We start from the raw sequence: 24,982 nt of genomic DNA, 5'->3' as shown, positions 1-24,982 counted from the left end.
CCTTCAGCATCCCCGAGGGCTAGCACAGTGCGACCCCGGCCAGAAAAGGATCAAGACTTCATCTCAGGCCCCGTGACACCGGGAGATCCTCACTCGAGGAGGATCTCCTCCGGCCGGCGGTTGGTGACGTCGATCGTCTGCTGGTCGATGACGTGCTCGATGCAGGCTATGAGGTCGCCACCGTGGTCGTCCCGTGCCATGGTGCGGAGTTCACGGACGAGCTCCCGTCCGTTGAGGAGCATGATGGGGTATTGGTCCTCCACCATCTCCAACTGGGCGGCCTCCGAGAAGACACCGGTGGTGACGTATGCCCCGATCCAACCTCGACGCAGGCGTGCGACGACTCTGGCGATCTGTTCGGCGGAGACGCTACTTCCGGGCAGGATGCACATGGCCTGCCCCAGCACGACGAGGCTGGTGCCGGCCAGACCGCTGCCCAGGTCGAGGCGGCCGACGAAGTCGGCTCCCCCGTCGCCGGACCTCCGGGTGAGCCATCCCTCCAGGTAGCCGTGACCATTGCGTCGGAACCTGCGGGCCGCCACGGCGGAGGCGAGACCCTCGAAGTCGTGCTTGCGGCCGTCGAAGTGCCGATGGATGAGCCGGAGGTCTGCCTCCTCCGGGCTTCCCGGCTCCGGTTGTTGTTCCCGGACCTTGGTCACGCGAGCGCGGGCGACTCGTCGTCGAACCCTGGGCAGCGCCGCGTGACCGTGCCTGACTCACTCTCGCCAGGCCTTCGGAGCGAGTTCCAGTGCCTTGTCGTCGGGCGTCCCGGGATCGCGTCGCGCGCTGATCCAGTCCCAGTCGACCCTGTCGTCCTCGACGGTCAGGTCGATCAGCGCGACGTCGTAGACGTAATTGGTGAAGGTGGTCCGCTCTCTTCCGGCCCACTGCACGAGACGTTCGGCGCGCTCGATGATCCCCACACCGCAGAATTCCACATACCCCTTGGGTCTGCCGTTCCGCGAGACCGCGCGGAAGATGAGGAGGGGTACGGCACCGGCGCGGCCCTCGGGGGTGGGCGCCTGATGCCCGTCGAAGGCGTCCAGGAGGGCTGCGTTGCCCCTCGTGCTTCCCGGCGGTCCGCTCAGTCCGACCTTGTGATCACCGAAGTAGCGGACATGGCCGTTGTCGAGGTCGAAGACATCGTGCCAGGGGGTCTGCTCGGTGCCGGCCTTCCAAGGGCTGGAACGGATCAGCACGGCGGGGCGGCGCTCGCCGTCCTCGGTCCGTACGTGGGCCATCGCATTGATACCGGCCTCGAGCAGGGCTCGTCGATGCCCCGGGGTGTGCGTCGCGAAGTAGAAGTTCGGGTAACCGTCCAGGTGTTGCACCGACGGGTCCTTGTCGACGGGGTAACGCAGGACCTCCCCCACACGTAGCGTCCCGCCCATATGGCGCTTTCCTCCGTCTCCCCGCATCCGGTCTGTACAGCCACCCTACGGGGGAGCACTGACAGTGGATCCCCGTGAGGTCCACGCCGGACGTCCGTCGGATATCGCAGAGGCTTCGCCCCGGACCGGATGACCTGCCGGGACGGCGGGCCGGTCCACCCCCGGTCGGCTTGTACCGGACGATGCCACCTATGTCACGCCGCCGGTGGTCAATCGCCGACGGTCTCATCGTCTTGCGCGACGCCCCGTGCCGGCACCGGTCCTCGTATCGCTCGAGTTCGTCCGTTCCTCGAATGGGGTCTTCGGCCAAGGGCTCGGTGAATCCGGCTCTGCCGGAATCAGGCGAACAAACGGACACGTCTCAGGACCTCACCGCCCGTTCAAAGACGGCAGCCCTGGAGGTATTCGTGTATGGCCTTTCCGATGGCCGCGCCGAGGCCGACCGGAACGGCGTTGCCGATCTGCCGGGCGATCTCGATCTTCGAGCCATGCCACTTGAAGGTCTGGGGGAAGCCCTGGATCAGGGCGGCTTCGTAGTGGGTGATGGGCCGGTCCGCCGTGGGATGGAGGTAACGCCCCTTCTCCGGCTTGTAGAACTCGGTGCGGATGGTGACCGAGGGACGGTCGGCGTGCAGCCGCCCCATGACGTCGCCGGAGCCGTTGTCGTGGCGGTCCCAGCTGGGAGTCGACAGGGGGACCTCCTCGCCGTCGATGAGTGCCGTCTTGCCGCGCAGGTCCTTACGATTGCCGCCCCGGGGGATGGCCTTGTATCGAGCCAGGGACAGGTCTCGGGGGCTTCGACCGATGTGCAGCTCGGTCGTGAGATACGGCCCGGGCACACGAACCCCCGCGCTGGTGACGGCCGCGAATTCGATCTCGGGCAGTTCCGTGCCCACGGGGGCCTCGGGGGTCTTGGAGAAGACGGCGTCCTGAACGGAGGTCCAGGCCGGAATCGCGTCGGTGGCGAGTTGGCCCGCGGCACGGCGCATGTGGGTGGCGGCGGGGTGGGTCAAGGGGGCGCCTGTGGGGTGCGAGGCGATGACGTCGTCACGGGTTCCGATGACGATGGCCCGACGTCGGGCCTGGGGTACCCCGTAGTCGGCGGAGTTCAGGACCGCCGCGACGATGCGGTAGTCGCCCAATCGCTTCTTGTCCGCGACGGCCGCCTTAAGGTCCAGGAACTGGGGTGAGCGTAGAAAACGATCGACGTTCTCGATGACGAAGACCTTCGGGCGGATCTCCTCGACCACCCGCAGGTACTGCTTCCACAGCAGGTTCCGCGGGTCGGCGGGGTCCTCCTTGCCCAGTCCGGAGAATCCCTGGCAGGGAGGACCACCGATGATCACGTCGGCTTCACCCTTGTACTCCGAGCCGTCCCACTCCGTGATGTCTGTGTTCGCCACATGATCGCCGAAGTTAGCCGCGTAGGTGGCCGCGGCCGCCGCGTTGAACTCCACCGCGGCGATGCTGCGGAACGGACTGGACCCCTCGCCGGCGGGCTCGTATCCCATCGTCAGCCCGGCGGTGAACCCACCCGCTCCCGAGAAGAGGTCCACGACCGCGATCGTGGATTCATCGGCGACGCGCTCGGCGTCGGACGGGGTTTTCGAGGCATCGATGGGCATGACGCCGGATTCTATGTCGATGACATCGCGCCAGTCGAAACGGGAGGCCCGTCTCGGGAGACACGAGACGATCTTGTCAGCCGAGGGCCGCGATGATGCATCGGCCCAGTTCACGGGCGAGCCGCGGAGGGACCGCCTGGCTCACCTGGCGGTAAGCTGAGGTCTTCTTGCCCCGGATGCCCCACTCTTCGGGGAACCCCTGCAGGAGCGCCACCTGCTCGACGGTGAGCTTCGGGAGTCCGTAGCGGGGTTCCGCGTCGAGGTCGAGCCGAAAGTCCGGTCCAGGTACCTCGTCGCCGATGCTCCCGCCGTACACGCCGTGCCGCGCCCACTGGGCCTTGGCCCGCGAGGGCCCCAGATCGGCTCCGCCCCTGCCGGTGGCGCCCCCGACGATCAACGGTGCCGGGGAGTCCGCCCGCGTCGCCCACTCGGCGGCTTGCGGCCAACCACGGGCGGCCATGGACTCCACCAGGGTGTCGCCGAGGGTCGGAGCAGGTCTGCCCGTGGGTGTCGGCCAGGAGAAGCGACTCATGTCCTCGGGCGTCATCGCGACGACGAAGCCGTGGACACGGGTTTGGGGGATCTCGAAGTCCGTCGCCTGAAGGCTGCCCCAGGCCACGTCGTATCCCAGCGCCTCGGCGGTCTCACGGATGCGCCGTCGGGGCTCCTCGAAACGGGCATCGGTCTGGAAGGTGGGGATGTTCTCCAGCACCAAGACGCGAGGACGCACGGTGAGGGCCATCTCCAGAGCGGCCTCCAGGGCGTCGCGTGGGTCGCTCATGGCCTGCTGCAGGCCTGCCATGGTGTAGGGCGAGCGTGGTAGCCCACAGCACAGTACGTCCACCGCGTCCAACTGCGGGTGCTGCCTGGGGTCCACGTTTCGGATGTCGTCGTGGACCACATGCCAGCCGGGCCGGTTGTGGTGGAGGGTGGCGCAGCTGTCGGCATCGATGTCGACGGCGGCCAGGACGGTGAAGCCGGCCTGCTCCAGCCCGAGAGCCTGCCCGCCGACACCCGCGCACACGTCGACGGCTGTGGGCGCTCTACGCACAGGAAGGTCGACGGCGACTCCCTCGCCACTGCGTCCCGTCGGGCCGATGAACGTCACCCCGCTCCGAGGCCTCGTGGTGATCAGGTCCGGTGAGTCGTTGACGACCTCCTCGTCGGCCCCGTCGCTCTCCACTCTGCTCGTGGTGTGCAGTGTCTCCACGAGGGCGACCCTAAGTTCGTCGTCGAGCTCGTCCGCCGTGAGGGACTCGAAGGAGACGAAGGCGCGCAGGCGCATAAGCCGCATCAGGAACTCACGGAGGAGCTTCCGCTCCTTCACATCCACGGTGGGGATCTCGGCCTCCGCCCAGACCCTGACGATGGCGCGGACGAGATGAGGACTGGCTCCGAGGGAGATGCGGCGGCCGTAGATCTGGTCGAAGGCGGACTCGCTGAGGACGGCGAGGGAGGCGTAGACGTCCTCCCTCGACGCGTCCCCGTCGTGGACGAGGTGGGCTCGCCACCACAGGCGGCCGAAGACGTGGCGGGTGACGTCGACGCCCTGGACGCGCTCGGCGTGCAGTCGGGGGAAGCGCCATGCGGTGACGTCGGGCATGACGATCAAGGAGAGGAAGGCCCACATGTCGCCGACGACGGCTTCGGCGGGGATGATCCCGGAGTCGCGGTGAAGGATCTCGGCGACGGGGACGTCGAAGCGGGATACCTTCCGCCCGAGCGGGGTGTGGGGGAAGCCCTGGTCAATGGCGACGGCGAGGACCGCCTCCCGGATCTCCCTCAGTCGGGCCTCGGGGGCCCTCACCCCGCCCGTGGCCGCGTAGAACTGGGCGGGGTGGGAGTAGCCGGCGCGCTTTCGGAGCTCGTCCAGGGTGCCGTGTCGGGCGGTGCTGGCGATTTCCGCGGCCGCGGCGGGGAGGAGACGGGGGAACAGGTAGGCCATCACGACTCCTTGGCGAAGAGGCCGACGGCGTCCTGGACACGGGTGGACAGCAGTGCGGGGTCGCCGCGTCGCACCGAGCGCAGGGATGCCACGTCGGTCCTCGGGAAGTGGGTTCGAACGACACCTAGCAGGGTGTGACCGAGGGTGTCCGGCTCGAAGACCGAGTCGTCGTCGAGTTCGTCGTGGTCGAGGGCGTGCTCGATCATGAGACGGGTGACGTCCTGACGTAGCGCGGACTGGATCATCCGCTCGGCGGTGGTCGCCTTGTTCGCCTTGCGTAGCGCTTCGATCACGAGGGGTGTCCGACTGTTGACCAGGAGAAGGAGGGAGCCCATCGTGGCGGCCTCCAGGTTCCGCCCGACCTCCAGATGCCAGGGGGCGTCCGCCGGATATCCGGCGTCCAGGAAGTCGACGACGGCCATGGGGAACTGCGAGGCGTTGCCTTGGAGACGTACCTGGGCCCGGGTTCGCCACAGTACGGAACCGGCTCGGCGGGGACCGGTCGGGTCGGGGTTGTCCAGTCGCCGTGCGAGGACGAGCTGGGTGTCGAGGGTCAGGACGCCACCGCTCTCCCGCCCCGGCACGGTGAAGGCGGGCTGGACTGTACGGACGCCGACGCCGTGCAGGGGGATGCGGTGGGCGAGCACGCGGAGTCCCGAGCCGGAGGAGCTCCACACGGTGGTGAGGGCGAGCTCCGCTTCCAGGGGGAGGCCGGAGGTCTCGCGGACTTTGTCGAGGTCGACGTCGATGGAGCACTCGAGCCCGAGATCCGTCTGATAGTCCCAGTCGACGAGTGCAGACGGCAGCGGGACCGCGACGCCCTCGTCCTCGCGGAGGGTCCAGCCGGAGATGGAGACGGCGTCCGGGTGCGGGCGCCGGTACGGATAGGCCCGACGGTTCACTCGGATCCCTCCCACCGGTCCGCGGTCACGAGGACCTCGGTGACGGTGTCGGGGGCGGGTCTGACGAGAAGGGACCACACGACGTCGTCGCCTCCGGCCACCTTGAGACTCTCGGTGCGCAGGACCTCACCGTCTCCGCACCTCCAGCCCAGGACGGTGGGAACGGCCGCGCCCTGAGGGGGCGCTTCCTCGCGGCCCGTGTCGTCGCCGAGGGCGACGGAGAGTCGGCTGCGCACGGTCTGTTCGCCCGTGTCGAGGAGTTGGAAGCGCTGTACCAGCACGGTCCGCCCGTCGAGGACGTCGAGCAGGGGCTCCTCGAGGTAGCGGACCCGGGCGCCTCGTCGGCCACGGACGACCACCCCCGGGAAGCCCCCCGGAACACCGGTTCCGGGGGGTGTCGCGGCGGCCCCCGTGGTGCCGGCGGGGCTCGGGGCGTCCGTTCCCTGGGCGACGTCGAAGACGGCGGAGCCGCCCTCACCGGGAGCCCCCGCCATGAGGCCGGCCATGAGTTGACTCATACCCGCGAGGGAGACCCCCTCCCCGGCATGGTCGACGACGGCGGCGGGTGCCGCCGCCCCCCGCATGGCGTCCGTTATCTGGCGCAAGGCGTGACGGGCCAACCGTCGGTCGTCGCCTTGGAGACGGTCCACCTTCCAGTCGTCGTGGCTGGCTGGCTCGGTGGCCGCGAAGACGCGGTCCATGCCGGGATCCGCGCGGAAGACCGCGGCGTAACCGCCGTGCTCCTCGAAGAAGGGCGGTCCTTCCAGGTAACGCACGACGAGGTCCACGGGACGCATCAGACAAGTGTGGTGGATACGCTCGCCGAGACCGGCCTCGAGGGCGGCCCTGGGCGGAGGTCCGGGTGGAGCGAGGAATCGTCGGACGCCGAGACGCCCGAGGGTACGCCGCATGCCCTTATGGCGCAGCTCACGGTCCATCTGGCCGTGCGCCCAGAGGAAAGGACGCAGGTGCGGCACCTCGGACGGGCGGGGGATTCGAACCTCCGCACCGTCGTGAAGGAGTGAGAACCGCATGGGGGCGTCCCCACCCTCGGGAAGCATCTTGGGCCATAGATGCCACACCATGGAGTCGGCGATCCATCGCATCGCCTCGGAGTCGTCGCGCCCTCCGAAGGCGGGGTCGACGATGGCGACGGTGGTGCCGGTCTCCCCTGGGGGGAACGTCGGCAGCCCGAGGCGACGGGCGACCTCGTCGGCCTCCTCGTCGAGGAGGGGCTCGACGTAGCCGTCCCGTGCACGGCCCCAGTAATGGCGTCCGGTGAAGGTCTTCGGGCCGTCGACGGTCTCGGTGCTGTAGCTCTCGTGGACGGCCCAGCCGATGAGTCGCGTCTCCAGCCGGCCCTCGATCCGGCAGCGGGTGTGGACGAGGACCGTACGCGACGCGGAGACCAGGTGGAAGACGGCCTTGCCGTACCCGTACGTACCGCCGCGGCCGTCGAGGTCCTGGGAGCTGCCGGTCTTGCGGACGAAGGAGACGAAGTCGGCGTCGCCGTCGGTCACGACGTCCGCGCGGGTGGGGCCGCCCAGACCGCGCGTGCCCGTGTCGGTCACGGTGAGGATCCGCGGGACGGGACGGGCCAGGGACGAGCGCAGGGCGAGGTGCTCGGCGGTGGGCGCGTTCTCCGACAGGAGTGCGCGCCACACCGGGGCTTGACCCGGCCCCAGCGTACGCAGCTCGATCCGGTAGTCGACCGGTCCTTCACCGACTCGGGCGTCCCAACTGTTCTGCACGGACTCGCGCACGAGCAGCGTCAGCGGGTCGAGTTCCGTGGCGTCGAGGTTCTTGAGCATCCCCTCCGCGGCACCGCCGCCTCCGGGCCCGTAGGGCTCCGACATCCAGCGCGGCGACGTGGTCACGCGGTCTCCCCCATCCGTGTGAGGTGTTCGTTCACGGCCGTGTCGTCGAGGGGTTCGGTGCGCACTGCGGCCAGGTCGACGGTGTACTCGACGTCGAACACCCCCGGCGGCGGCGCCTGTCCGGCGATGGACGCCGTCGTGAGCCGCGGGAAGTCGTCGTCGACCAGGTGCCATCGACTCTCGACGAGGCGGAGACGCGGATCGTGTCGGTGGTCGTCGCCGGAGGGCCGGTAACCGAGGCCCATGAGCTTGGACAGCAGCGTCAGCTCACTGCCGCACAGCTTCCTCGCCCTCGTGACCAGTTCGGGCAGCGATTCACCCTCGGGGTGTACCTCGAAACGGTGCCAGGCCAGAAGCAGACCGCCGACGGGTGCCTCGAGCTGGTCCAGCCCGTGCACCCGCACTGTACGGCGCTCCGACTCGGTGACAGTGCTCTTGACCTCGACGGCCCGCAGACCGTCGCTGAAGTCGTGACGGCCGCCCTCGGGGCCGCTCCAGTGCCGCACGGCGTCGGGGTCGTCCTCGAGCATACGGACGAGGACGAGCAGTTCGCCGAACAGGCCGGTGATCTGGGCGGGGGTCAGGCCCCGGGGAAGGGGGGCGAACAGCTGCCGCCAACGGTCCACCACCACACGTGCGGTGTGATAGGGACGTGCGGCGTCGGCCTCCAACGCCACGAGGACGTCATGGCACAGGCCGGTGAAGACGTCGTCGAGTTCGCGTCGGCTGCAGGCTATGTCGGCATACCTGGTGTACCCGTCCTCGCTCTGCAGCGGGCGTTCGGAGATGGCGAGAGCGGCACCCACGGGGGTGTCGGCGATGCGCTGTCGTGCACGCAGCGGGACCATCAGGTGACGCATGCCGGTCACGTCCACGGCGGCCAGGACCCGCCCACAGGGGGTGGGGACGGGCAGGGCGGAGGTCCGTAGCACGTCGGCGTGCGGGACGGGTACGGCCTCCAGGTGCTCCCAGTGCTCGTCCAGAACCGTGCGCAGGTCGCTCATCGGCCGTCCTCGAGGAGCATGGCCCTCTCGGCGTCGTCCATGGCGTCGAGTTCGTCCTGCTCCGAGACGACGCCGCTGAGGTCGGCGCTGTACCACTCCACCCTGGCGTCCTCGCCTCGGGGCTGGGGGAAGACGAGACCGACGCCGATGACATGGTCGACGGCGTCGAGCGGTTCGCGTCGCTTGCTCGTGGGTGGTGAGACACCGTCGATCGGGTAGAGGGCCAACAGACCGGTCTCCGGGCACTGGATCTGACGCAACCGCTTCAGCTCCGCCTCGTTGAGCTCACCGGACCCGCTCACGTCGAGGTCGACGCCCGCGTCGCGGGGGCTCATCAGGGTCTTGATGTCCGCGGCCTCGTGGCCCGTCACCTCGAGCTTCGCGCGGTTGACGCGTTCCACCCGGATACCGGGGGCGAACTCGTAGGAGCCATCGGGCGATGCTCCGGGCTTGCCGATGATCGCCACGTTCCAGTTCCTCAGGGGGCCTCCGTGGGCCTTGACACGCCGTTCGATGTACTGGCTCAGCATCGCCGTGTCACATTCGATCGACTTGTCGTGGAAGCGGTAGCGGCCCAGGAACTCCAGGATGAGGTCGTGGGGGACGTCTCGCAGCAGGTGTCGGCCGTGCTCGGTGCGGTCCTCGTGCCGGGCCCCGACGTCGAGCGCCCTGCGGACGAGGTGGCTGGCCGCGTCACGGTTGGCGCGCAGCCATTCCGCGTCCTGTGTGCGGAAGTAGCGCGTCTGCACCCGTTGGCCGCCGTAGGAGGAACTGGCCTTGACCGCGTCGCGCATCTTGGCGGCGGCGGTGATCCGGAGCGCCGGGTGGTTACGCAGCCGGACGGCGAAGGACAGCGGCGTCTTGTCCTCGACCATGTAGACGTCGATGTCTCGACGCATCTCGGCCTCGACCGTCGCGATGTGGCGGAACCAGTCGCGTAGTTCCGAGGTCATCCAGATCCGCGGCAGGTCGGCGTAGCCGTCGCGGAAGCCGAACCAGCGCCCCATCTGCAGCAAGGTGTCGTACGTGGAGGCGCCACGGACGAAGTAGCTGACGGTGAGGCCCTCAAGTGTGAGGCCGCGCGAGAGGGTGTTACCACCGACGGCGATGGCCACGATCGGGCCGGACTCGTAGTCGAGGCGTTCGACGCTCTTGGAGTTGTCGAGGATGATGCGGCAGTCCTCGATGACTCCGGCGAGCTCGCTCAGGAGGTCGTCGAAGGGCACCCTCTCCTCGCCGAGGGGAGGCTCGGAACCGGGGACGCGCGCGGCCTCGGCGTCCCACAACGTCCGGAGCTCGTCGAGGAGATCCCGGTCGCCGGTGCCGACGAGGTCGACGACGTTCTTACGGAAGTCCTCGAGGGGCTCTTTGAAGCTCTCGTGGACGACCGTGCTCACGCTCGTGTGGATCAGCATGGTGGAGTGGGCGATCCCACGTCCGCGGACCCGGCGAGCCGCCGTTGCGAGCCAGAAGTAGAGAACGGAGGTCCGCAGGGATCCCTCGATCTCGGGGAGGAAGTCGTCCAGCTCGTCGCGGCCGGGGCGGACGAGGTCCACCTCCCACGGGGGGATGACACGGATCATGTCGTAGCCGTCCGGCACGTCCTGCGGGTCCTCGCCGTCGATCGGCTCCCGGCCGAAGAGGACCTCGGTTCCGAAGTGTCCGTCGGGCTTGGGCAGGTTGACGATGAAATCCCGCGGGTAGAGGTCGTCCGCGGTCGGGTCGATGAGGAGGTTGGCGAACGGGGTCGCCGTGTAGCCGACGTAACCACCGCGCGGGAAGAGGTCGATGATCTCGCGAATCAGTGGGTTCGTACGCTTCGAGGCGACGCTCGCCTGGTCGGCCTCGTCGTCGATGATCAGAGTGGGACAGTTCCTGAGGTTCTCCGGGGTGGCTTTCTCCAGCCACTCCTTCAACTTGTTCAGTCTCGGCACGTTCTTCTTCACGACGCACAGCACATGCTGATCGCTTCTGTGGGTGAAGAAGGCGGCCGGACTGCCGGGAGGCGCCTCGAAGTCGCCGTCCGGGCCGGTGAGCGGGTGCCACTGATCCGGGACGGGGTTCACCAACTGCTTCTCCAGGCGCAGCTGCGTCTGCCTACGCAGGCCGTTGTGGATGCCCGCCAGGACGATGAAGAACTTGTACCCGGCGTCCGCGGCCTTGGCGATGAGGGCCGTGAAGTTCGTGGTCTTGCCGGACTGCACGTAGCCGACGACGAGCCCGCGGGTGGAGAACCCACGCTCCATGGGGTGGTCGAGCATCGAGACGACCTTGGTGGACGCCTCGTCGAGGGACTGCAGGGCGGCTTTGCCCCAGTGCCCCTTCCTCAGCAGGTCCTGGAGCGCGGGCCAACAGCGGTCACCCTGCTGAGGACCGACGTACCACGTCTCCCGGTTGTTGCGGACGACCGAACCGGGTTGGCGCATCTCGCGGACCTTGATGGTCTCCCGCTGATGCCGCTCGGCGATGCGCTTGGCTATGGCCGCGTCCATGCCGAAGAGCTTGATCGTGTTCAGAGCCTGCTCGGGCGTCTGAGTCTTGATCATGTTCTTGAAGGCTTCGTACTGCGCGTCGAACTCGTCCATGACCCCCCTCGGGTCTCCGCCCCGGTCATCCAGGAGAAGCCCCGACCAGGAAAGCTGTGACACGAGGGTACAGAAATTACCGAAGCCCACGGCGGGCGGGCCAACGAAGCCGCTCGCCCCTCAGACGTCTCCCTGACCGCGGTGAGTGAGCCACTCGGCGTGGGTGCGGGCCTCACCGAGAGGACATAACCTCATATGCGGATAGGAATAGGCCCATCGATCGACTGAGTCCATCGGCGATCCGAGGACACTCCCTCGCCGCTCTCCATGGTCACCGCGAGAAGAGCCCGCCGATGCGAGCGTCGGCTAACCTCGGCGCCCACGTTCGTCACGCTCCGTATCGCGGTTTCGGGTGTTCATGATCGTGGGACGACGACCGCGGCCCGCTCAGCCGGTGAAAATGGTGCGGGACCGAGTCAATCGGTTTCGTCCGGTTCGTCGACGGCGCGGCCAAGACCTCCGGGGCTTGTTCGGGAGGCCCGCGAACGACGACGGACGCTCCGCCGCCACACACCGAAGAAGGAAAGGGGTGCCGCTCCGGATGGAGTCCAGCAGCGAGCCACGAGGGACGCGGGATCGCTCCTGGAAGCCACGCCCCGGACGCAGTCGGGCCCAGATCTCGAGGGAACAAGATCGCGCGGCCGGCGGAGCCGCCCTGCGGCTGGTGGACGCCGGCGACGGAAATTTCACGCGTGCGAGCGTCGTCCTCGACAGTCCGATGCGCACCGGTCGGGTGCGCGCGACTCTTCGGTGGCGGGAAAGCGGTCGGACCTCGTCCGTGCGGCTGGGCGAGGTGGACCTGGCGACACGGTCGGAGAACCTACGGGAGGGCTGGCGTCTGGCCCGCGAGGCCGGACTACTGCCCTCGGAGCTCCCGAAGGGCTCCTGGGCCCAGTCCGCCGCCACCCGTGCGTCGATGCAGGCCAACAAGGGCAAGAACACCGGACCGGAGATGCGCCTTCGTTCCGTCCTCCACCGAGCGGGACTGCGCTACCGGGTGTCCAAGCGACCGATTCCGTCTCTTCGCCGGACGGCGGACGTGGTGTTCACGGCGGCCCGGGTGGCGGTCTTCGTGGACGGCTGCTTCTGGCACGGATGCCCGGAGCACGGCACCATGCCTGCGAGCAACCGGGACTTCTGGGCCACGAAGATCGCGGGGAACAAGGCTCGGGACGCCGAGACGACGAAGCTGTTGGAGCAGGCGGGCTGGACGGTCGTGCGCGTCTGGGAGCACACCTCCCCCGAAGCAGCGGCGAACACCGTCATCGCGGCCGTCGCGGCCGCACGCGCATCCGCCCGTCCGGTCAAAGAGGACGGCCGTTGAGCAGGTCGTCAATGGCGTCGGCCTCGCGGCGGAGGACGATCCTCCCATCACCGTCGCTGTAGGCGAGGATCCTCGATCCGATGTGCATACCGGCCTCCACCAGAATGCCCATGGGGAGCTCCACCGTCCCGCCCTCGCCGATCACGATCTCCGCTGGTTCTCTGATCACGGCTCCAGGATGCCAGTCGACGACTTGGCGCCTCTGACCGGCCGCCCGAATGCACAGGCGATCGCGAACCCGGAGCCGGACACCACGGCACCCGCCCCGGGAGGCTGACACTGCTCGATCTTCGACTTCTGGTGATGCCCACGGCCGCCAACTGCACGCCTACGACCTTCGTTGCGACACCTCGGCAAACGTCGCCGAGGCCAGCCGGACCCCCCGAGCCGCCGCGGCGCTCCCACCCGGGGCCGAACCTTCTTCTCCCACAGCGCGACTACCTGGCCGTCCCGTTCGACGACCGGGCGGGCCGCGCTGCTGCCACGACCAGCCGTGGCGCTGGAACAGTGCCCAGGCCCCTCGACGGTGTAGCCGACGTGGAACTGCCGGTCGATCAACGTCCTCACTCGGGCGAGCGTCCGGCGCCAGCCCTCCCAGCCATGAACGAGTGGCCCGCACTCCAACTCGAACGCTGGTCTCGCGATCCGCCTCTCGCTGAGCCTCTGGCAACCAGGCGCCCCCTTGAAGGGGCCACCCCACCTCGCCGCGTTCACTCCACTGCCGACGCCATCGTTCCGCCGACCGATCGCTCAGCCGGAGCGCGACGGCGATCTCCCGGTTCTTCTCCTGCGCGCGCCCCTCTCGGCTTCGGTCAACCCGCCGCTTTGCGCGTATCTCACAGCCAGGGCCGCCCAGCAGCCGTCAGGCAGACGGCTCCGACATCACGCTCTCAGGTTCAGCGGCAACCCCAACCGTCCTCATCGCACCGCTCGAGCGACGAACCCACGTCCGCGGATGGTCACCGACACCGCCTGACCGCACCCGTGCGCCCCGGCGATCGGACGGCGATAATTTTCGCCAATGCTGCGCACACGCAAAGCCCACCCTTCTGGGTCTGACCTGACAACTCGTCAGGAAAGTCAGCATGAACTCAGCATCAGTACCGCACAGAACCGCCTCCCACCGCCGCGAACCGCCAAGATCGATAACTCGCCCTACCCACTCTGACCTGCGAAAACCCTGCTCAGTGGCTTAGCTGTTACTCTCACCAGGAGGTATCCATGAGGATGCTCATCGACATCACAGACGTCATCGCAGATGCACCCGGCCCGGAAGATGTACCGCCCGATCCGGCACACCTTCACGACGGCCGCCGACCTCGTCGACGGCGCCGGCCTCTACGCCGAGCGCTCCTACCAGGCGGAGGCGCCGACGTGTTGACCATCGCCCTGGAGGGCCCCTCCTACGCGGGTAAGTCCACGGCGATACGCCCCCTCCGCCGCACCGCCCTCGGCACGCGCGCGTTCATCTCCGACTGCTACGTGCCGTCTGGAAGGTCTGTTCGAGGCCGTCGGCGCTGGCGGGCAGGGCGGTGGGCGGGGCGGCGAGGGCGCTGGCCGGAAGGGCGATGACCAGGGCGAGCGCGCCGGTGAGGGTGAGGGCGCCCCTCGTGACGTACGCCGGTGTCTTCACTGCGTCCCCCTTGGGTCGGAGGCAGGGTGTGGGGATCCCCTCTTGGCATGCACAGCTCATTCGCGTGGCCGACTGCGCCCACCACCGGCCACCCTGCGCGGCCTACCGCGCGGAGGCCTCCTCGCGGAGCTCCTCCAGCCATCCCCGCACGCGCGCGGCCTGCTCGAGGACCTCCGCGGCCGCTCCGGACGGTTCGCCACCGAACCTGCGTGCCACGGCGGCGCACTCGTCGAGGGCGTCGAGGGCTTCGTCATGACGTCCCAGATCACCCAGGAGCACGGCGAGGTTGTTGAGGCTCACCGCGAAGTCCCTCCAGACCCGTCGCGCCCGGTCGGACGGCAAGGAGTCATAGACCTGGACCGCCTCGGTGACGGCCCGCAGCGCTTCGTGGCTCCGTCCCAGCTCGCCGAGCCGGGTCCCGAGGTTCGTCAGGCTCATCGCGAGGCCGTCGTCGCGGCCGGACGGGCCCCGCGCGGTCACCCTCCGGTCGATCGCGACGGCCTCCTCGACGGCCTGGAGCGCCTCCTCCCCCCGTGCCGCCTCGGCCAGGCGGTGGGAGAGGTTGTTCAGGACCATCGCATGACCCCAGCCGTAGACGGAGAAGTCCTGCCGCGTCAACTCCCGGTACAGGGAATCCGCTTCGGTGACCGCGGCGAGAGCGTAGCTCTCCCTGCCGGCCTCGCCCAGGCCCACGGACAGGTTGCTGAGGGCGCCGGCCAGCTCGGAGAGGTGGGACTCGCCCTCCGCGACGACCAGCTCCCGGTACACGCGTACGGCTTCCTCCGCGGCGTCGAGAGACTCCTGTCGACGCCCGAGGGATGCCAACCGGTTCGCGTACGTCGTGAGGAGGCGGCCGAACTCGACGCCGTAGACCCTCAGGTTCTCGCCGGCGAGCAGGCGCAGCTGGTGGACGTCCTCGGTGATCGCCACGAGGGAATCCGCCGGCGCTCGGCCGGCCCCCCCGCCGCCGGACGCGGTGGCGAACGCCTCGGCCAGGTCGGCGGCGGACGGCCGGAGGGCGGGGTCGCGCTGCAGACAGCGCCACAGCGTCCGGACGAGCTCCGGATCGACGCCGGGCGTCGCCAGTGGGCCCCGTTCCATGTCCTCGGCCCTCGGGTCGCCCCACTCTCCCGCCAGGAAGGCGAGGAGCAGAGCGCCCGCCGCGTGGACATCGCTCCGGGGAGTGAGCGCGGGACCATCGTCGTCCGCGTTGAGGTACTCCTGGTTTGTGGGGAGCTCGTCGCGGTACGGGCTGTCGGTGCCGTCCAGGGTCGCCGTCGCCCATCCGACCAGCCGAACGTCGTGGTCGGAGACGAGCACGGACCGGGGGGCGAGCGAGCCGTGCACGATGCCGAGCCCGTGGGCCCGGGCAAGCGCCTGGGACAGCCCGAGGCCGATCCGCAGGAAGAGTTCCTCCGGGACCGTTCCCCCGTACTCGTCGAGGACGGCCCGCAGGTTGGGAGCGGGACCCGACGACACGTCGCCCGTCCTGCGGTGGACGCAGGTCGCCGCGAGCCAGGGCGGCTGACCGACGGCGCGGGCCCCCACGTCGACGAGCGAGGGAGCGTACGTGCCCGCCATCCTGAGCAGGCACTCGGCTTCCGTACGGACGAGGGACAGCGCGGCCGCCGGATCGGCGACGTGCAGCTCCGAGCCCATCCGGATCATGACGGGCGTGTCGTCCTCGTCCCTGGCCAGGAACATCACGACGTGCTGCCACCCGCTCGCACTTCGCGCCCAGAGCCGGAACCGGCCGATCCGCACCGGGTCCTCCGGCAGGAGCGCAACCCAGCCGGCCGGCGGCGTCTCCCCCGGCTCGTCGTCGGACGGCTCGAACTCGTACTCGTACAGCGACGGCACCTCGGCCCGGCCTCGGCGCGTGCCGTCGCGGTCCGCCGCCGACAGCAGCGGGCCGGCGTCCGCGGGCGGGATGCCGAGCCGCGCCATCAGTTGGTCCCGGAGCCAGCCGAAGGAGCGTCCCGTATCCCCGACCCGGGCCGTGCCGTCCGGGTGTCCGACCCAGGCAGGGAAGACCGGGGCGCGGCCGACGGCGGCCTCGATCCGCCGGGTGACGGCATCCGTGGTGCGCAGGAGCTCCTTCGCGGGCACGGCGCTGAGCAGCAGGCGGCGGGCCTCGTCGGAGAAGTCGAAGCGCCGGTGGTGGGGCAGCCGTTCGGGCTCGTCCGCCCCCACCTCGTGCATCAGGCCTCCCAGGAACACCTCCATGAGGTGTCCGGGGTCCGTGGGGGATCCGAGGGCCGCCTGCACGAGGCGCATGACGGGTGGTGTGACGGGCGAGACGGCGGCCACGTGCGCCGCGAGCCGGTACGCCTCGGGGGTCGCGGCCTCCCGGAAGCGCAGGACCGCGCCCGCGTCGTCGCTCCGGCGGGTGGCGGCCGCGTCGGCCGGGCGGTCGGCGGGCGAGGCGGCGTCCCAGAGCGGGAGCAGCGCGGTGCCGCCCGGAGCGGCGATGAGCCGGGCCCAGTCGGCGACGGCCGCGGGAGTCGGTTCGAGGACCGGGACGGGTACGGGGTCGTAGCGGACGAGGTCGGGCGGCAGGTCCGGGTCGGTCACGTGCCAGTCGTGCGTCGGCCCGCCGCGGCGACGGGTGGTGACCCGCCAGGGCCGGGCGGCGATCCCCGTGCTCGCCCAGAGCCGGGAGGGCAGGGCCTGGACGATCGCGGTGGGGCCGCACCGGGCCCACTGCTCGGTCACCCCGCGCATCCCGCCGTCCCACCAGGCGTCGCCGACGCCGTCGCTGACGACGACCACGAGGGTGTTCCCGGTCGGGTCGCACAGTGTCCTCGGCGACCGGGGGCGTCCTCGGTGCCGGTACGGGCTGGTGCGCAAGCCGGGCGTGGCGGCGCGCGTGTCGAGTCCGTACACGCGGACGTCGCGGAAGGCGCCCGCGCGTTCCATGAGTTCCCTGATCTCGGCGGCGAGGCGCTGCCAGAGGACCATGGAGACGCCGTCGTCGACGACGAGGGCGAGGGACAACCAGCGGGTGCGCGCCGGGCGGGTGACGGTCTCGGGAAGTCCGGTGTCGGCCATGGCCGCGACGGTCCGCGCGAGGTCGAGTTCCCGGCGGCCGGGGTCAGGGAAGCGCTGCCGCAGCGGTCGGAGGGCCTTGCCGAGGCGGAGCCGCTCCGCTCCGAAGGGGCGGGTGTCGGGGGCTCGGACGGGCATCGCGGGGGACGGTGCGTCCCCTGTGTCCGGCTCCGCGTCCCCGGGTGCGGGTCGCCGTTCCGCCGCCAGGAGCGGGCGGGCGGGCGCGGAGCCCGTGGGGGTGGTGGCGGGCGGTTCGACGGCGGTCGCGTCGGACGCCGCGTCGTCGGTCGGCGGTGACGGCGGGCGCTCCTGGTGCGGTGCTCCGGCCGACGGTGGGGGTGCGTCGGGGACGCCGGCGGCGCGGGCCAGCGGTGCGGAGGCGGCCCGCGGGAGCTTCCCGGCGAGCCACAGGGCGTCGAGGAGTTCCTCCTGGGACAGTTCGGCGCCGCTGTCCGCCAGAATCTTCGTCACGCGCTCGATCACGGGGTCACACGGCTTCGCCGAGCTGGTGCAGGACGGCCTTGAGGAGGGAGCCGGCGTCGAGGTCGACGCCGCCCTTGCGGAGGAAGACGGCGTTGAGCAGCTGGTCGGTGGCGAGTTCGCCGGTGGCGCGGCGGCCGAGGAACTCGCGCAGCAGGTCGTCCGCGTCGTCCAGGGCGGCGGGGCCGAGGTGGGCGGCGACGATCTCGCGCAGGCGCCGCTCGTCGGGCTCGGGAAGGTCGAGGCGGACGCAGCGGCGGAGGAAGGCGGGCGGGAAGTCCCGTTCGCCGTTGCTGGTGATGATCACGACCGGGAACTCGCAGCAGCGCACCCAGCCGCGCGTGATGGGGGCGGGGGCGTCCGGTTCGTCGGTCTGGACGAGGACCGGGGCGTGGTCCTCGGGGAGGCGGGTGAGTTCGGGGATGGTGAACTCGCCCTCCTCGAAGATGGTCAGCAGGTCGTTGGGCAGGTCGATGTCACCCTTGTCCAGTTCGTCGACGAGCAGCACCCGGGGGCGGTCCCGGGGGACGAGCGCGTTGCCGAGCGGGCCGAGCCTGATGTATTGACCGATGTCGGGTTCCGTGCCGTCCGCGTCACGGCGGAGGGTGGCCTCGCGCAGCCAGCCGACGGCGTCGTACTGGTAGAGGGCGTCCTGCAGGGTCGAGCGGCTGTTCACGGGCCACTGGAGGACGGCGCCGAGTGCGAGTTCGTGGGCGACGGCGTGGGCCAGCGAGGACTTGCCGGTGCCGGGCTGGCCGGTGACGAGGAGGGGGCGGCGGAGGTGGAGCGCCGCGTTCACGACGTCGGCCTCGTCTGGGCCGATGAGGTACGGCCTCGGGCGCGGGGCCACGACTGCGTTCGGCGACTCCGGCCGGTCGAACCGGCGCCACGGCGGTGCGGAGGGGAACGGGACCTCGCGGCGTTCGCCGTCCCCCTGGAAGAGCCGCCAGTCGTCGGGCCCGTCGGCGGAGGGCAGGCGTCGGGGGTCAGGGCCGGCCAGGGGCTCCGAGGTCGTCATGACGCGTGCGTTCCTCTCCAGGGGTCTCTCAGGTGCAGCGGTTCGGGCGTGGGGTGGCGTCCGTCGGCCTCCCAGACGAGCGAGGGGCGGGCCCGCCGCTCCTCGGGGTGGGCGGCGGAGTGGCTCCGGAACTCCCGGACCCGCTCGGGGAGGGCGTCGAGCCCGCCGTCCGGTGCGAGACCGCCGAGCCTGTCGGCGTCCTCGTAGCCGTCGGCGTCGCGGTCCCAAAGCACGACGGGGACGCCCAGGGCGAGACAGATCATGAGCGAGGACTTCCGCTGGTCGGCGGGGCCGTGCAGGACGACCCGCGCGGTGTCGCGGTGTTCGGTCCCCAGCAGCATCCGCAGGTGTCCCCCGTGACCGTGGGTGCGGCTGGTGGTGAGCGTCGACGAGCGGCCCAGCTTCCAGCGGCGTTTCTGGTCGAGCTCGCGAACGGTTCTGTCGGCGACGAGGTCGGGGCAGCTGAGGGAGACGTGGTACTCGGTGCCGATGGGCCAGGCGGCCAGGATGTCGTCCGGTCCTTCGGGCCTCCACTCGTCGACGGCCAGGTCGAGTCCCGAGCGGTCGACCACGACGGTCACCCAGGGCACGTGGTCGCCCTGACCGGGCTCCTGGCGGGCGGTGGCGACCGCCTCGCCGAGGGCGCGCGCCGCCTCCCCCGGGGTCTTCGAGACCGTCTCCGACTCCTTGAGGACTCTGTACGAGCCGTCCTCGCGGGCGAGCAGGATCCGGCACCGGTAGCGTTCCTCCGCGGTCGCGGTGTCGCGTTCCACTTCCATCACCACCCGCGTCACCGGCGAACTCCGGCGCTTGGCCCAGCGGTTGGCGTCGTCGCGCCGCTCGCCCAGGGCTCCGGCGTGGACGCCGAGCCGGTCCGCGACCGCGCTCGACCACGCGCGCAGCTCGTCGCCGAGCGGGTGCGCCGCGGAGGCGGCCACGTACTCGACGAGCCGCAGCAGCGCCGGGACCGGCGGGGTGCCCTCGGGGACGCTCTCGCTGTCGGACAGCTCCTCCAGCCCGTGAATCGCGGCACGCAGGTCGTCCTCGCCGAGGTGCGGACGGGTGAGGCTCTCGGGCAGGACGGCGTACGGCAGCGCCTCGGGGGCCGCCCGGGGCAGGAGCCTCGGCTGCTCCTCGTGGACCCGGCACAGCAGGTCGAGCAGGGACCCGTACTCGTCGGTGGAGAGCAGGGAGCCGGGGGCGAGGACGCGGGCCCTCGCGAAGAGCTGCGTCCACGCGGTCCTGACCGGCCCCGTCGCGCTCCTCGCCGGGGCCGCGCCGAGCGACGCGAGGGCGCGGGGGTGGGCCTTCAGGAGGGCCACGAGGTCGGCGGTGGTGGGCTCGTAGCCGTCGGTCTCGTACTCCAGCTCCCGTGCCAGATCCCGGGCGTGGCCGATGCGGGAGGCGCGGTCCGGGAACAACGTGTCGAGCATCCCGGCGAGTTCGCGCTCGGCGGGGGTGCGCTCGGCGGCGGGTGGCGCGCTCGGCAGGGGTGCCCCGACCGTGCCCAGTTCGGGGGGTGTGCCGGCGTGCTCGACGAGGTGGGACACGAAGTCGTCGTCCTGCGCGAAGGTGCGCGCCGGCAGGGCGATCAGGCGGCGGGCTCCGTAGGAGTGCACCTCCTGGGTCACGACGCCGACGAGGCGGTCGCCGCAGAAAATGGCGGCACCGGAGGCGCCGCCCCAGGCGTTCTTCTCGTCGGCACGGGGTACGGGCGAGGGGCCCTGGTCCAGGACGAAGCGGTCCGCGGCGCCGGAGAGGGGCGGCAGTTCCCCGCGCAGGTTCTCGGGGTCGCGGGTGTCGCCCTTGGCCGACAGGGGGTAGCCGAGCCCCCGGTAGGACAGCGGGGCGGTACCGACGGGGCGGCCCCAGCGGACGGTTCCGGACAGGTCGACGTCCCGGTCGATGCGGAGCAGGGCGACGTCCCGTCCGTCCGGGTGCTGCCAGAGCAGTTCCGCCGACGCGGCGGTCGTCTCTCCGTAGCCGTGATGGCCAATGCGCACGCGGAACGCCGGCCACGGCAGTCCGGTGGCGCGGTCCTCCAGCACATGACGTGCGGTCAGGACCAGCCGGGGGGTGATCAGATAGCCGGAGCCCACGCGGTGGGGCCGATCGTCGGTTCCGCTGCGGATCAGCGCCAGTCTGCGCGGATCCACGTCACTCCTCGTCCCACGACCCGGTCTCGTCGTCGCCGATCTCGGGACCGGCTCCGCCGGTGGCGCGGTCCTTGACGGAGAGCCTGAGCGTCAGCTTGTGGGTGCGGACCGTGGCGTGCTCGCCGCTCGCGCCGGCGGTGACCACGCCGAAAGAGAGTTTGCCGTCCCCCTTCACGGACTTGCGCAGTTCGAGCTGGAGCTCCAGCTCCGCTTCCTCGACACCGAACGCGAACTGCTCGCCGACGCCGAGCCGCTGCGCCTCGTACAGCTCCTGCCGCAGCTCGTCGATGGCCGCGGCCAGACCGATCGTCGACATCCTCGCCCGCCCCCGGATCAAGAAGAACTTGTGGTCCCCGCTACGTTACAGCGCTTGTGGTCCCCGCTACGTTACAGCGCTCCCGGGACAGCTCCCACCCCGGTCGTGGACAATCGGAGGATCGGTCACGGAAGGAGGCGGCACCCTCGTGCCACCGCGTGAGAAGGACCCCACCGGGCAACGGGAGCGCATCGGCGCCGCCGCCGTCGAGGCGGTCCACGACGTCATGTGGAAGGCGGCGGACGTCCTTCGTGGTCCCGTCGACGCGACTGAGTACAAGGATTTCGTCCTCGGGTTGCTCTTCGTCAGGTACCTCTCCGACGCCTTCGCGGAGCGCCGGGCCGAGCTCGACGAAGAACTCGCCGCCGAGGGCGTCCCCGAGGAACTGCGGAACTCCCTCCTCGAAGACCGCGACGAGTACGACTCCCACGGGATCCTCTGGGTTCCGGAGGCGGCCCGCTGGTCCCGCATCACCGCCGACTTGAGCCGACCCGACGCGGGCTACCGCCTCGCCTCCGCCGTGGACGCGCTCATGCGCGAGAACATCGCCCTCCGGGACATGTTTCCGCCGGCCCTCCTCCGCGTCGACCTCGACTCACGGCGCCTGGCCGCCCTCGTCGACCTCATCGGGGACCCTCGCTTCATCTCCCGCGGACGCATGACCGCGCGGGACACGCTGAGCCAGGTGTATGCGTACTTCCTCGCCTCCTTCGCGCGCGACGAGGGCAAGCGGGGCGCCGAGTCCCACACCCCGCAGTCGCTGGCGCAGCTGATCGTGGAGGTCCTGGAGCCGTACGGCGGCCGGGCGTACGACCCGGCGTGCGGTGTGGGTGACATGCTCGTCGAGGCGGCCCTGTTCGCCGAGACGCATGCCTCACGGAAAGCCGTCGGCTTCCTCTCGGTCCATGGCCAGGAGACGAACGAGCGGGCCTGGCGTCTTGCCAGGATGAACCTCGCGATCCACGAAGTCGACACCGTCGGCGACCTCGGGGCCGCGCCCGCCGACACCTTCGCCGACGATCAACACCCCGATCTCAGGGCCGACTTGGTGATGGCCCACCCGCCCTTCAACGTCTCGGACTGGGCCCGGGATGCGGGCGATTCCCGCTGGACGTACGGCGTTCCCCCGAGGCAGAACGCCAACTATGCGTGGCTCCAGCACGCGTTGGCGAAGCTGGCGCGCGGCGGGACGGCCGGGGTCGTCCTCGCCAACGGGTCGATGAGCTCGACGTCCCGCGCCGAGCGGGACATTCGCCGGGGGCTGGTGGAGGCGGATCGCGTCGCGTGCCTGATCGCGCTGCCGAGCCGACTGTTCCGTACGACGTCGATCCCGGCCTGCCTCTGGATCCTGACCGAGGACAAGTCCTCCCAGGGTGCGAAGGACCTGACGGATCGCCGGGGGCAGATCCTGTTCGTCGACGCCCGTCGGACGGGCACCATGGCGGACCGCACGGAACGTGTGCTCACCTTGGACGACATCGACAGGATCGCCACCAGCTACCACGCATGGCGGGGCACGCCCTCGGCGCGGGACGCCGGTCTCGTGTACCGGGACGAGCCCGGTTTCCGCCGCTCGGTGGATCTGGCCGCGGTACGCGAGCAGGGCTACGCGCTCGTCCCGGGGCGGTACGTCGGAACCGCCTCGCAGGTGCCGCCGCCCCGCCCCCGCGAGCGACCGGCGTCCCTGATGAGGAACCTGTACGCGATCTTCGACTGACGGGCCGTCGCGACAGCGGCGGCGCGTCCGGGATCGGGATCCGAATCGGGATCGGGGTCGGGGTCGGGATCGGGGTCGGTCAGCAGACCTCGAGCTCGTAGATCCGCGCGGCCTGATTGGTCGTCTGGGTCGGGGTGGTCACCTCGACCCGGGGTGCGAAGAACTCCACCGCCGCCACCTACCTGTCCGACGTCGTGGCCCACGGCGGACGCCTGGTGACCGACTGCCACGCCGAGACCGTCCTCGTACGGGACGGGGCCGCGTACGGCGTCACCGCCCGGATCACCGACGCTAATGACGCCGACCACCGGATCACCGTGCGCTCCCTCCACGTGGTCGTCGCTGCCGGTGCCCCGTCTTCTTCCCGCCGTCCTCGGGAACTCCGGGAACGCGACCGGCGCCGCCCGTGCCACTGAGGAGGGAAGCCCTGGCCGGCGGTGGCGTACGTCCGAGCCAGGAGAGAACCTGCCCAAGACGCGACGGCATACCCGTCGACGCAACCCCACTCGCAGGAGAGGTGCCTCCCCGGCGCCTGCCCCCTTCGCGGCCGGAGCTGTACGGGAACCCCTACCGCTCACGCGGCAGTGCGCGGCCCTGCCGCTGCGCCGATAATTGCTCCGTCACACACAGAAGCAAAGCGCCGACCGACTCAACCTCCCCTGACGCCCTGTCAGAGAAGTCAGCAACGAGTCAGCACCAGTACCGTCGAGGACCGCCCTGGAGCGCCACGGACCGCCAAGATCGAAAATCCGCCTCACCCTATCTGACCTGCGAAAACCCTGCTCTCCCGCCTGCCTGCTAGTCTCATCAGGAGGTATCCATGAAGATGCTCAATCTTTGTGCTTCGAACGGCGCGGGGACCAGGTAGCGCATGCCACCGGATCCGCACAGGTAGCCGCGCGCGCCCGTGACGGCGGCGAGGTCTGCGAGCCGCTCCGAGCGCTCCACCCGGGCTGGCAGCCGGCTGCTCCGCAGAATGCACCCCTTCCACCCCAGCAACCTGAGCAAGAGCCTCGTGGACTCCTCAGCGACATCGGCCACGCTCCCGCTCCCAATGCGGTCGAGCACCGAATCCAGCCCACCTCGGAGCATCGGCCAGTCGGGACTCTTCGCGTAGAACTGCGTCAGCATGTGGGTGACACGCCGACGAGCCAGATTCGAGTCGACCACCACTGCGTCCTTGATGAGGGTGGCCCGGCCGTGGGGCAGGTGCGTGGGAATCGAAGGCCACTGGAGCCGGGACGGGCTGGACATGCTCCCGAGGCGGGCGCGGTGCTGGAAGTCCCGGCGGGCGAACTGGACGTCGTCGAGGACGATCCAGCAGTCCGCCGCGAAGAGCTTTGCGAGGGTGCTCAGCCGGGGAAGAGGTTGGGCTGGTGGATCGCCACCAATCCCCCCGGTGCTGCTTCACGCGCCGATGAGCCTGCTGGTGAAGTCGGCGCGGATGAGGTCTACGTATGCGGCATGCACGTTCTCCGGGACGTCCTGCTCGATCGCGAAGCCCTGCTTCGGATACTCGATGATGCGCTGGAGGTCGCCGACGAGCATGTCGATGACGAGTTTCTCGTCGCCGATGCTCTTCAGGTAGTCGTCGAACTCCATCGGTTCAGAGGCGCACAGCATTTCGACCTCGGGCCACAGCTTGCGGACGGTGGCGAAGGAGCGCCGCTCCATGTACGGCTTGGAGACCGACTTCGGGGTGAGGCCGGCAGAGGCGAGGAGCTCTCGGGACAGCTCGATGTTCTGCCCCGTGTTGCCGGCGTTCGGTTCCACCAGGATCGCACTGTCAGGCACGCCGCATGGCGGGCCGTCGTGCGCCGCTCGCCTATCCGGCGAGTGTGAGGTTGTGCATCCGTGCGATGCCTAAGACATCGTTTCCTTTGGCGGTTTGACTCGTTGTGCTGGGCATGGCGAGTCTCGCTGAACGGCTGGTGCCGGATGAGTTGTTTGAGTTGTTCCGC

Annotated in this window: 19 protein-coding genes and 2 pseudogenes; 4 read left to right on the top strand and 17 right to left on the bottom strand. The window is 70.2% G+C overall.

What is annotated here, in order from left to right; translation table 11 throughout:
• Positions 1 to 89 precede the first annotated feature (89 nt).
• The 8 genes from ACZ4XX_RS28460 to ACZ4XX_RS28425 all read right to left on the bottom strand — a co-directional run bounded on the left by ACZ4XX_RS28460 (position 90) and on the right by ACZ4XX_RS28425 (position 11,329).
• Entirely contained in the window at positions 90 to 659 is a 570-nt protein-coding gene (locus ACZ4XX_RS28460) for a restriction endonuclease (RefSeq protein WP_468510723.1), read from the bottom strand.
• Between the two features lie 57 nt (positions 660 to 716).
• Positions 717 to 1,331 (bottom strand): hypothetical protein, encoded by a 615-nt coding sequence (locus ACZ4XX_RS28455; RefSeq protein WP_468510722.1) that lies wholly within the window; start codon positions 1,329 to 1,331, stop codon positions 717 to 719.
• A 440-nt stretch (positions 1,332 to 1,771) separates the two neighbouring features.
• The gene (locus ACZ4XX_RS28450; protein WP_468510721.1) at positions 1,772 to 3,016 is read right to left on the bottom strand and encodes a DNA cytosine methyltransferase; all 1,245 of its coding nucleotides are present in this window, start codon (positions 3,014 to 3,016) and stop codon (positions 1,772 to 1,774) included.
• A gap of 76 nt (positions 3,017 to 3,092) precedes the next feature.
• The gene (locus ACZ4XX_RS28445; RefSeq protein ID WP_468510720.1) at positions 3,093 to 4,961 is read right to left on the bottom strand and encodes a DUF6339 family protein; all 1,869 of its coding nucleotides are present in this window, start codon (positions 4,959 to 4,961) and stop codon (positions 3,093 to 3,095) included.
• Positions 4,961 to 5,863, bottom strand: a complete 903-nt coding sequence (locus ACZ4XX_RS28440; RefSeq protein ID WP_468510719.1) for a hypothetical protein — start codon at positions 5,861 to 5,863, stop codon at positions 4,961 to 4,963. The genes ACZ4XX_RS28445 and ACZ4XX_RS28440 overlap by 1 nt, the downstream gene beginning before the upstream one ends.
• The gene (locus ACZ4XX_RS28435; RefSeq protein ID WP_468510718.1) at positions 5,860 to 7,740 is read right to left on the bottom strand and encodes a hypothetical protein; all 1,881 of its coding nucleotides are present in this window, start codon (positions 7,738 to 7,740) and stop codon (positions 5,860 to 5,862) included. Before ACZ4XX_RS28435 ends, ACZ4XX_RS28440 begins: the two co-directional genes overlap by 4 nt.
• On the bottom strand, positions 7,737 to 8,744 hold the full coding sequence (locus ACZ4XX_RS28430; RefSeq protein WP_468510717.1) for a PD-(D/E)XK motif protein: 1,008 nt from the start codon (positions 8,742 to 8,744) through the stop codon (positions 7,737 to 7,739). Before ACZ4XX_RS28430 ends, ACZ4XX_RS28435 begins: the two co-directional genes overlap by 4 nt.
• A complete protein-coding gene (locus ACZ4XX_RS28425; RefSeq protein WP_468510716.1) occupies positions 8,741 to 11,329 on the bottom strand; it encodes a Z1 domain-containing protein in 2,589 nt (862 codons plus the stop codon). Before ACZ4XX_RS28425 ends, ACZ4XX_RS28430 begins: the two co-directional genes overlap by 4 nt.
• Positions 11,330 to 12,107: 778 nt before the next feature.
• Between ACZ4XX_RS28425 and ACZ4XX_RS28420 the strand changes: the two genes are divergently transcribed.
• Complete coding sequence (locus tag ACZ4XX_RS28420; RefSeq protein WP_468510715.1) at positions 12,108 to 12,653, top strand: very short patch repair endonuclease; 546 nt, start codon at positions 12,108 to 12,110, stop codon at positions 12,651 to 12,653.
• Here the strand turns inward: ACZ4XX_RS28420 and ACZ4XX_RS28415 are convergent.
• Together ACZ4XX_RS28415 and ACZ4XX_RS28410 are read right to left on the bottom strand one after the other, a co-directional pair.
• Positions 12,634 to 12,822, bottom strand: a complete 189-nt coding sequence (locus ACZ4XX_RS28415) for a hypothetical protein (protein ID WP_468510714.1) — start codon at positions 12,820 to 12,822, stop codon at positions 12,634 to 12,636. The two genes, ACZ4XX_RS28420 and ACZ4XX_RS28415, sit on opposite strands and share 20 nt — an antisense overlap.
• A gap of 216 nt (positions 12,823 to 13,038) precedes the next feature.
• Positions 13,039 to 13,493 (bottom strand): annotated as a pseudogene (locus tag ACZ4XX_RS28410) (winged helix-turn-helix domain-containing protein); the annotation flags it as partial.
• Between the two features lie 418 nt (positions 13,494 to 13,911).
• Between ACZ4XX_RS28410 and ACZ4XX_RS28405 the strand changes: the two are divergent.
• On the top strand, positions 13,912 to 14,034 hold the full coding sequence (locus ACZ4XX_RS28405) for a hypothetical protein (protein WP_468510713.1): 123 nt from the start codon (positions 13,912 to 13,914) through the stop codon (positions 14,032 to 14,034).
• A gap of 84 nt (positions 14,035 to 14,118) precedes the next feature.
• On the opposite strand, the gene ACZ4XX_RS28400 is transcribed toward ACZ4XX_RS28405, so the two are convergent.
• The 5 genes from ACZ4XX_RS28400 to ACZ4XX_RS28380 all read right to left on the bottom strand — a co-directional run bounded on the left by ACZ4XX_RS28400 (position 14,119) and on the right by ACZ4XX_RS28380 (position 21,304).
• The gene (locus ACZ4XX_RS28400; RefSeq protein WP_389576167.1) at positions 14,119 to 14,286 is read right to left on the bottom strand and encodes a hypothetical protein; all 168 of its coding nucleotides are present in this window, start codon (positions 14,284 to 14,286) and stop codon (positions 14,119 to 14,121) included.
• 102 nt (positions 14,287 to 14,388) lie between these two features.
• Complete coding sequence (locus ACZ4XX_RS28395) at positions 14,389 to 17,805, bottom strand: SAV_2336 N-terminal domain-related protein (protein ID WP_468510712.1); 3,417 nt, start codon at positions 17,803 to 17,805, stop codon at positions 14,389 to 14,391.
• Positions 17,806 to 17,821: 16 nt separating this feature from the next.
• Positions 17,822 to 18,832 carry an AAA family ATPase gene (locus ACZ4XX_RS28390; RefSeq protein WP_468510711.1) on the bottom strand — a complete coding sequence of 337 codons (1,011 nt, stop codon included), beginning with the start codon at positions 18,830 to 18,832 and terminating at the stop codon, positions 17,822 to 17,824.
• Positions 18,829 to 20,988 (bottom strand): VMAP-C domain-containing protein, encoded by a 2,160-nt coding sequence (locus ACZ4XX_RS28385; protein WP_468510710.1) that lies wholly within the window; start codon positions 20,986 to 20,988, stop codon positions 18,829 to 18,831. Before ACZ4XX_RS28385 ends, ACZ4XX_RS28390 begins: the two co-directional genes overlap by 4 nt.
• Before the next feature lies 1 nt (position 20,989).
• On the bottom strand, positions 20,990 to 21,304 hold the full coding sequence (locus ACZ4XX_RS28380; protein WP_389576171.1) for a trypco2 family protein: 315 nt from the start codon (positions 21,302 to 21,304) through the stop codon (positions 20,990 to 20,992).
• A 148-nt stretch (positions 21,305 to 21,452) separates the two neighbouring features.
• Between ACZ4XX_RS28380 and ACZ4XX_RS28375 the strand changes: the two genes are divergently transcribed.
• Positions 21,453 to 23,021: a type I restriction-modification system subunit M gene (locus ACZ4XX_RS28375; protein WP_468510709.1), complete on the top strand. Its 1,569-nt coding sequence runs from the start codon at positions 21,453 to 21,455 to the stop codon at positions 23,019 to 23,021.
• 134 nt (positions 23,022 to 23,155) lie between these two features.
• On the top strand, positions 23,156 to 23,437 hold the full coding sequence (locus tag ACZ4XX_RS28370; protein ID WP_468510708.1) for a GMC family oxidoreductase N-terminal domain-containing protein: 282 nt from the start codon (positions 23,156 to 23,158) through the stop codon (positions 23,435 to 23,437).
• 391 nt (positions 23,438 to 23,828) lie between these two features.
• Here ACZ4XX_RS28370 and ACZ4XX_RS28365 read toward each other — a convergent pair whose 3' ends face one another.
• Both ACZ4XX_RS28365 and ACZ4XX_RS28360 read right to left on the bottom strand, forming a co-directional pair.
• On the bottom strand, positions 23,829 to 24,338 hold the full coding sequence (locus tag ACZ4XX_RS28365; protein WP_468510761.1) for a WbqC family protein: 510 nt from the start codon (positions 24,336 to 24,338) through the stop codon (positions 23,829 to 23,831).
• A gap of 90 nt (positions 24,339 to 24,428) precedes the next feature.
• Positions 24,429 to 24,818: pseudogene (locus ACZ4XX_RS28360) on the bottom strand (YdcF family protein); the annotation flags it as partial.
• Between the last annotated feature and the right edge of the window lie 164 nt (positions 24,819 to 24,982).

The sequence above is a fragment of the Streptomyces sp. NPDC029956 genome, from assembly GCF_055574655.1.
Note: the sequence above shows the minus strand (reverse complement) of the source record. Positions and strands in the feature narration are given on the sequence as shown.

Excerpts from the sequence above, each read along its gene's own strand:
- ACZ4XX_RS28450 (WP_468510721.1), bottom strand. The coding sequence starts at position 3,016 with ATGCCCATCGATGCCTCGAAAACCCCGTCCGACGCCGAGCGCGTCGCC.
- ACZ4XX_RS28445 (WP_468510720.1), bottom strand. The coding sequence starts at position 4,961 with ATGGCCTACCTGTTCCCCCGTCTCCTCCCCGCCGCGGCCGCGGAAATC.
- ACZ4XX_RS28430 (WP_468510717.1), bottom strand. The coding sequence starts at position 8,744 with ATGAGCGACCTGCGCACGGTTCTGGACGAGCACTGGGAGCACCTGGAG.
- ACZ4XX_RS28425 (WP_468510716.1), bottom strand. The coding sequence starts at position 11,329 with ATGGACGAGTTCGACGCGCAGTACGAAGCCTTCAAGAACATGATCAAG.
- ACZ4XX_RS28405 (WP_468510713.1), top strand. The coding sequence starts at position 13,912 with ATGCACCCGGCCCGGAAGATGTACCGCCCGATCCGGCACACCTTCACG.
- ACZ4XX_RS28390 (WP_468510711.1), bottom strand. The coding sequence starts at position 18,832 with ATGACGACCTCGGAGCCCCTGGCCGGCCCTGACCCCCGACGCCTGCCC.
- ACZ4XX_RS28380 (WP_389576171.1), bottom strand. The coding sequence starts at position 21,304 with ATGTCGACGATCGGTCTGGCCGCGGCCATCGACGAGCTGCGGCAGGAG.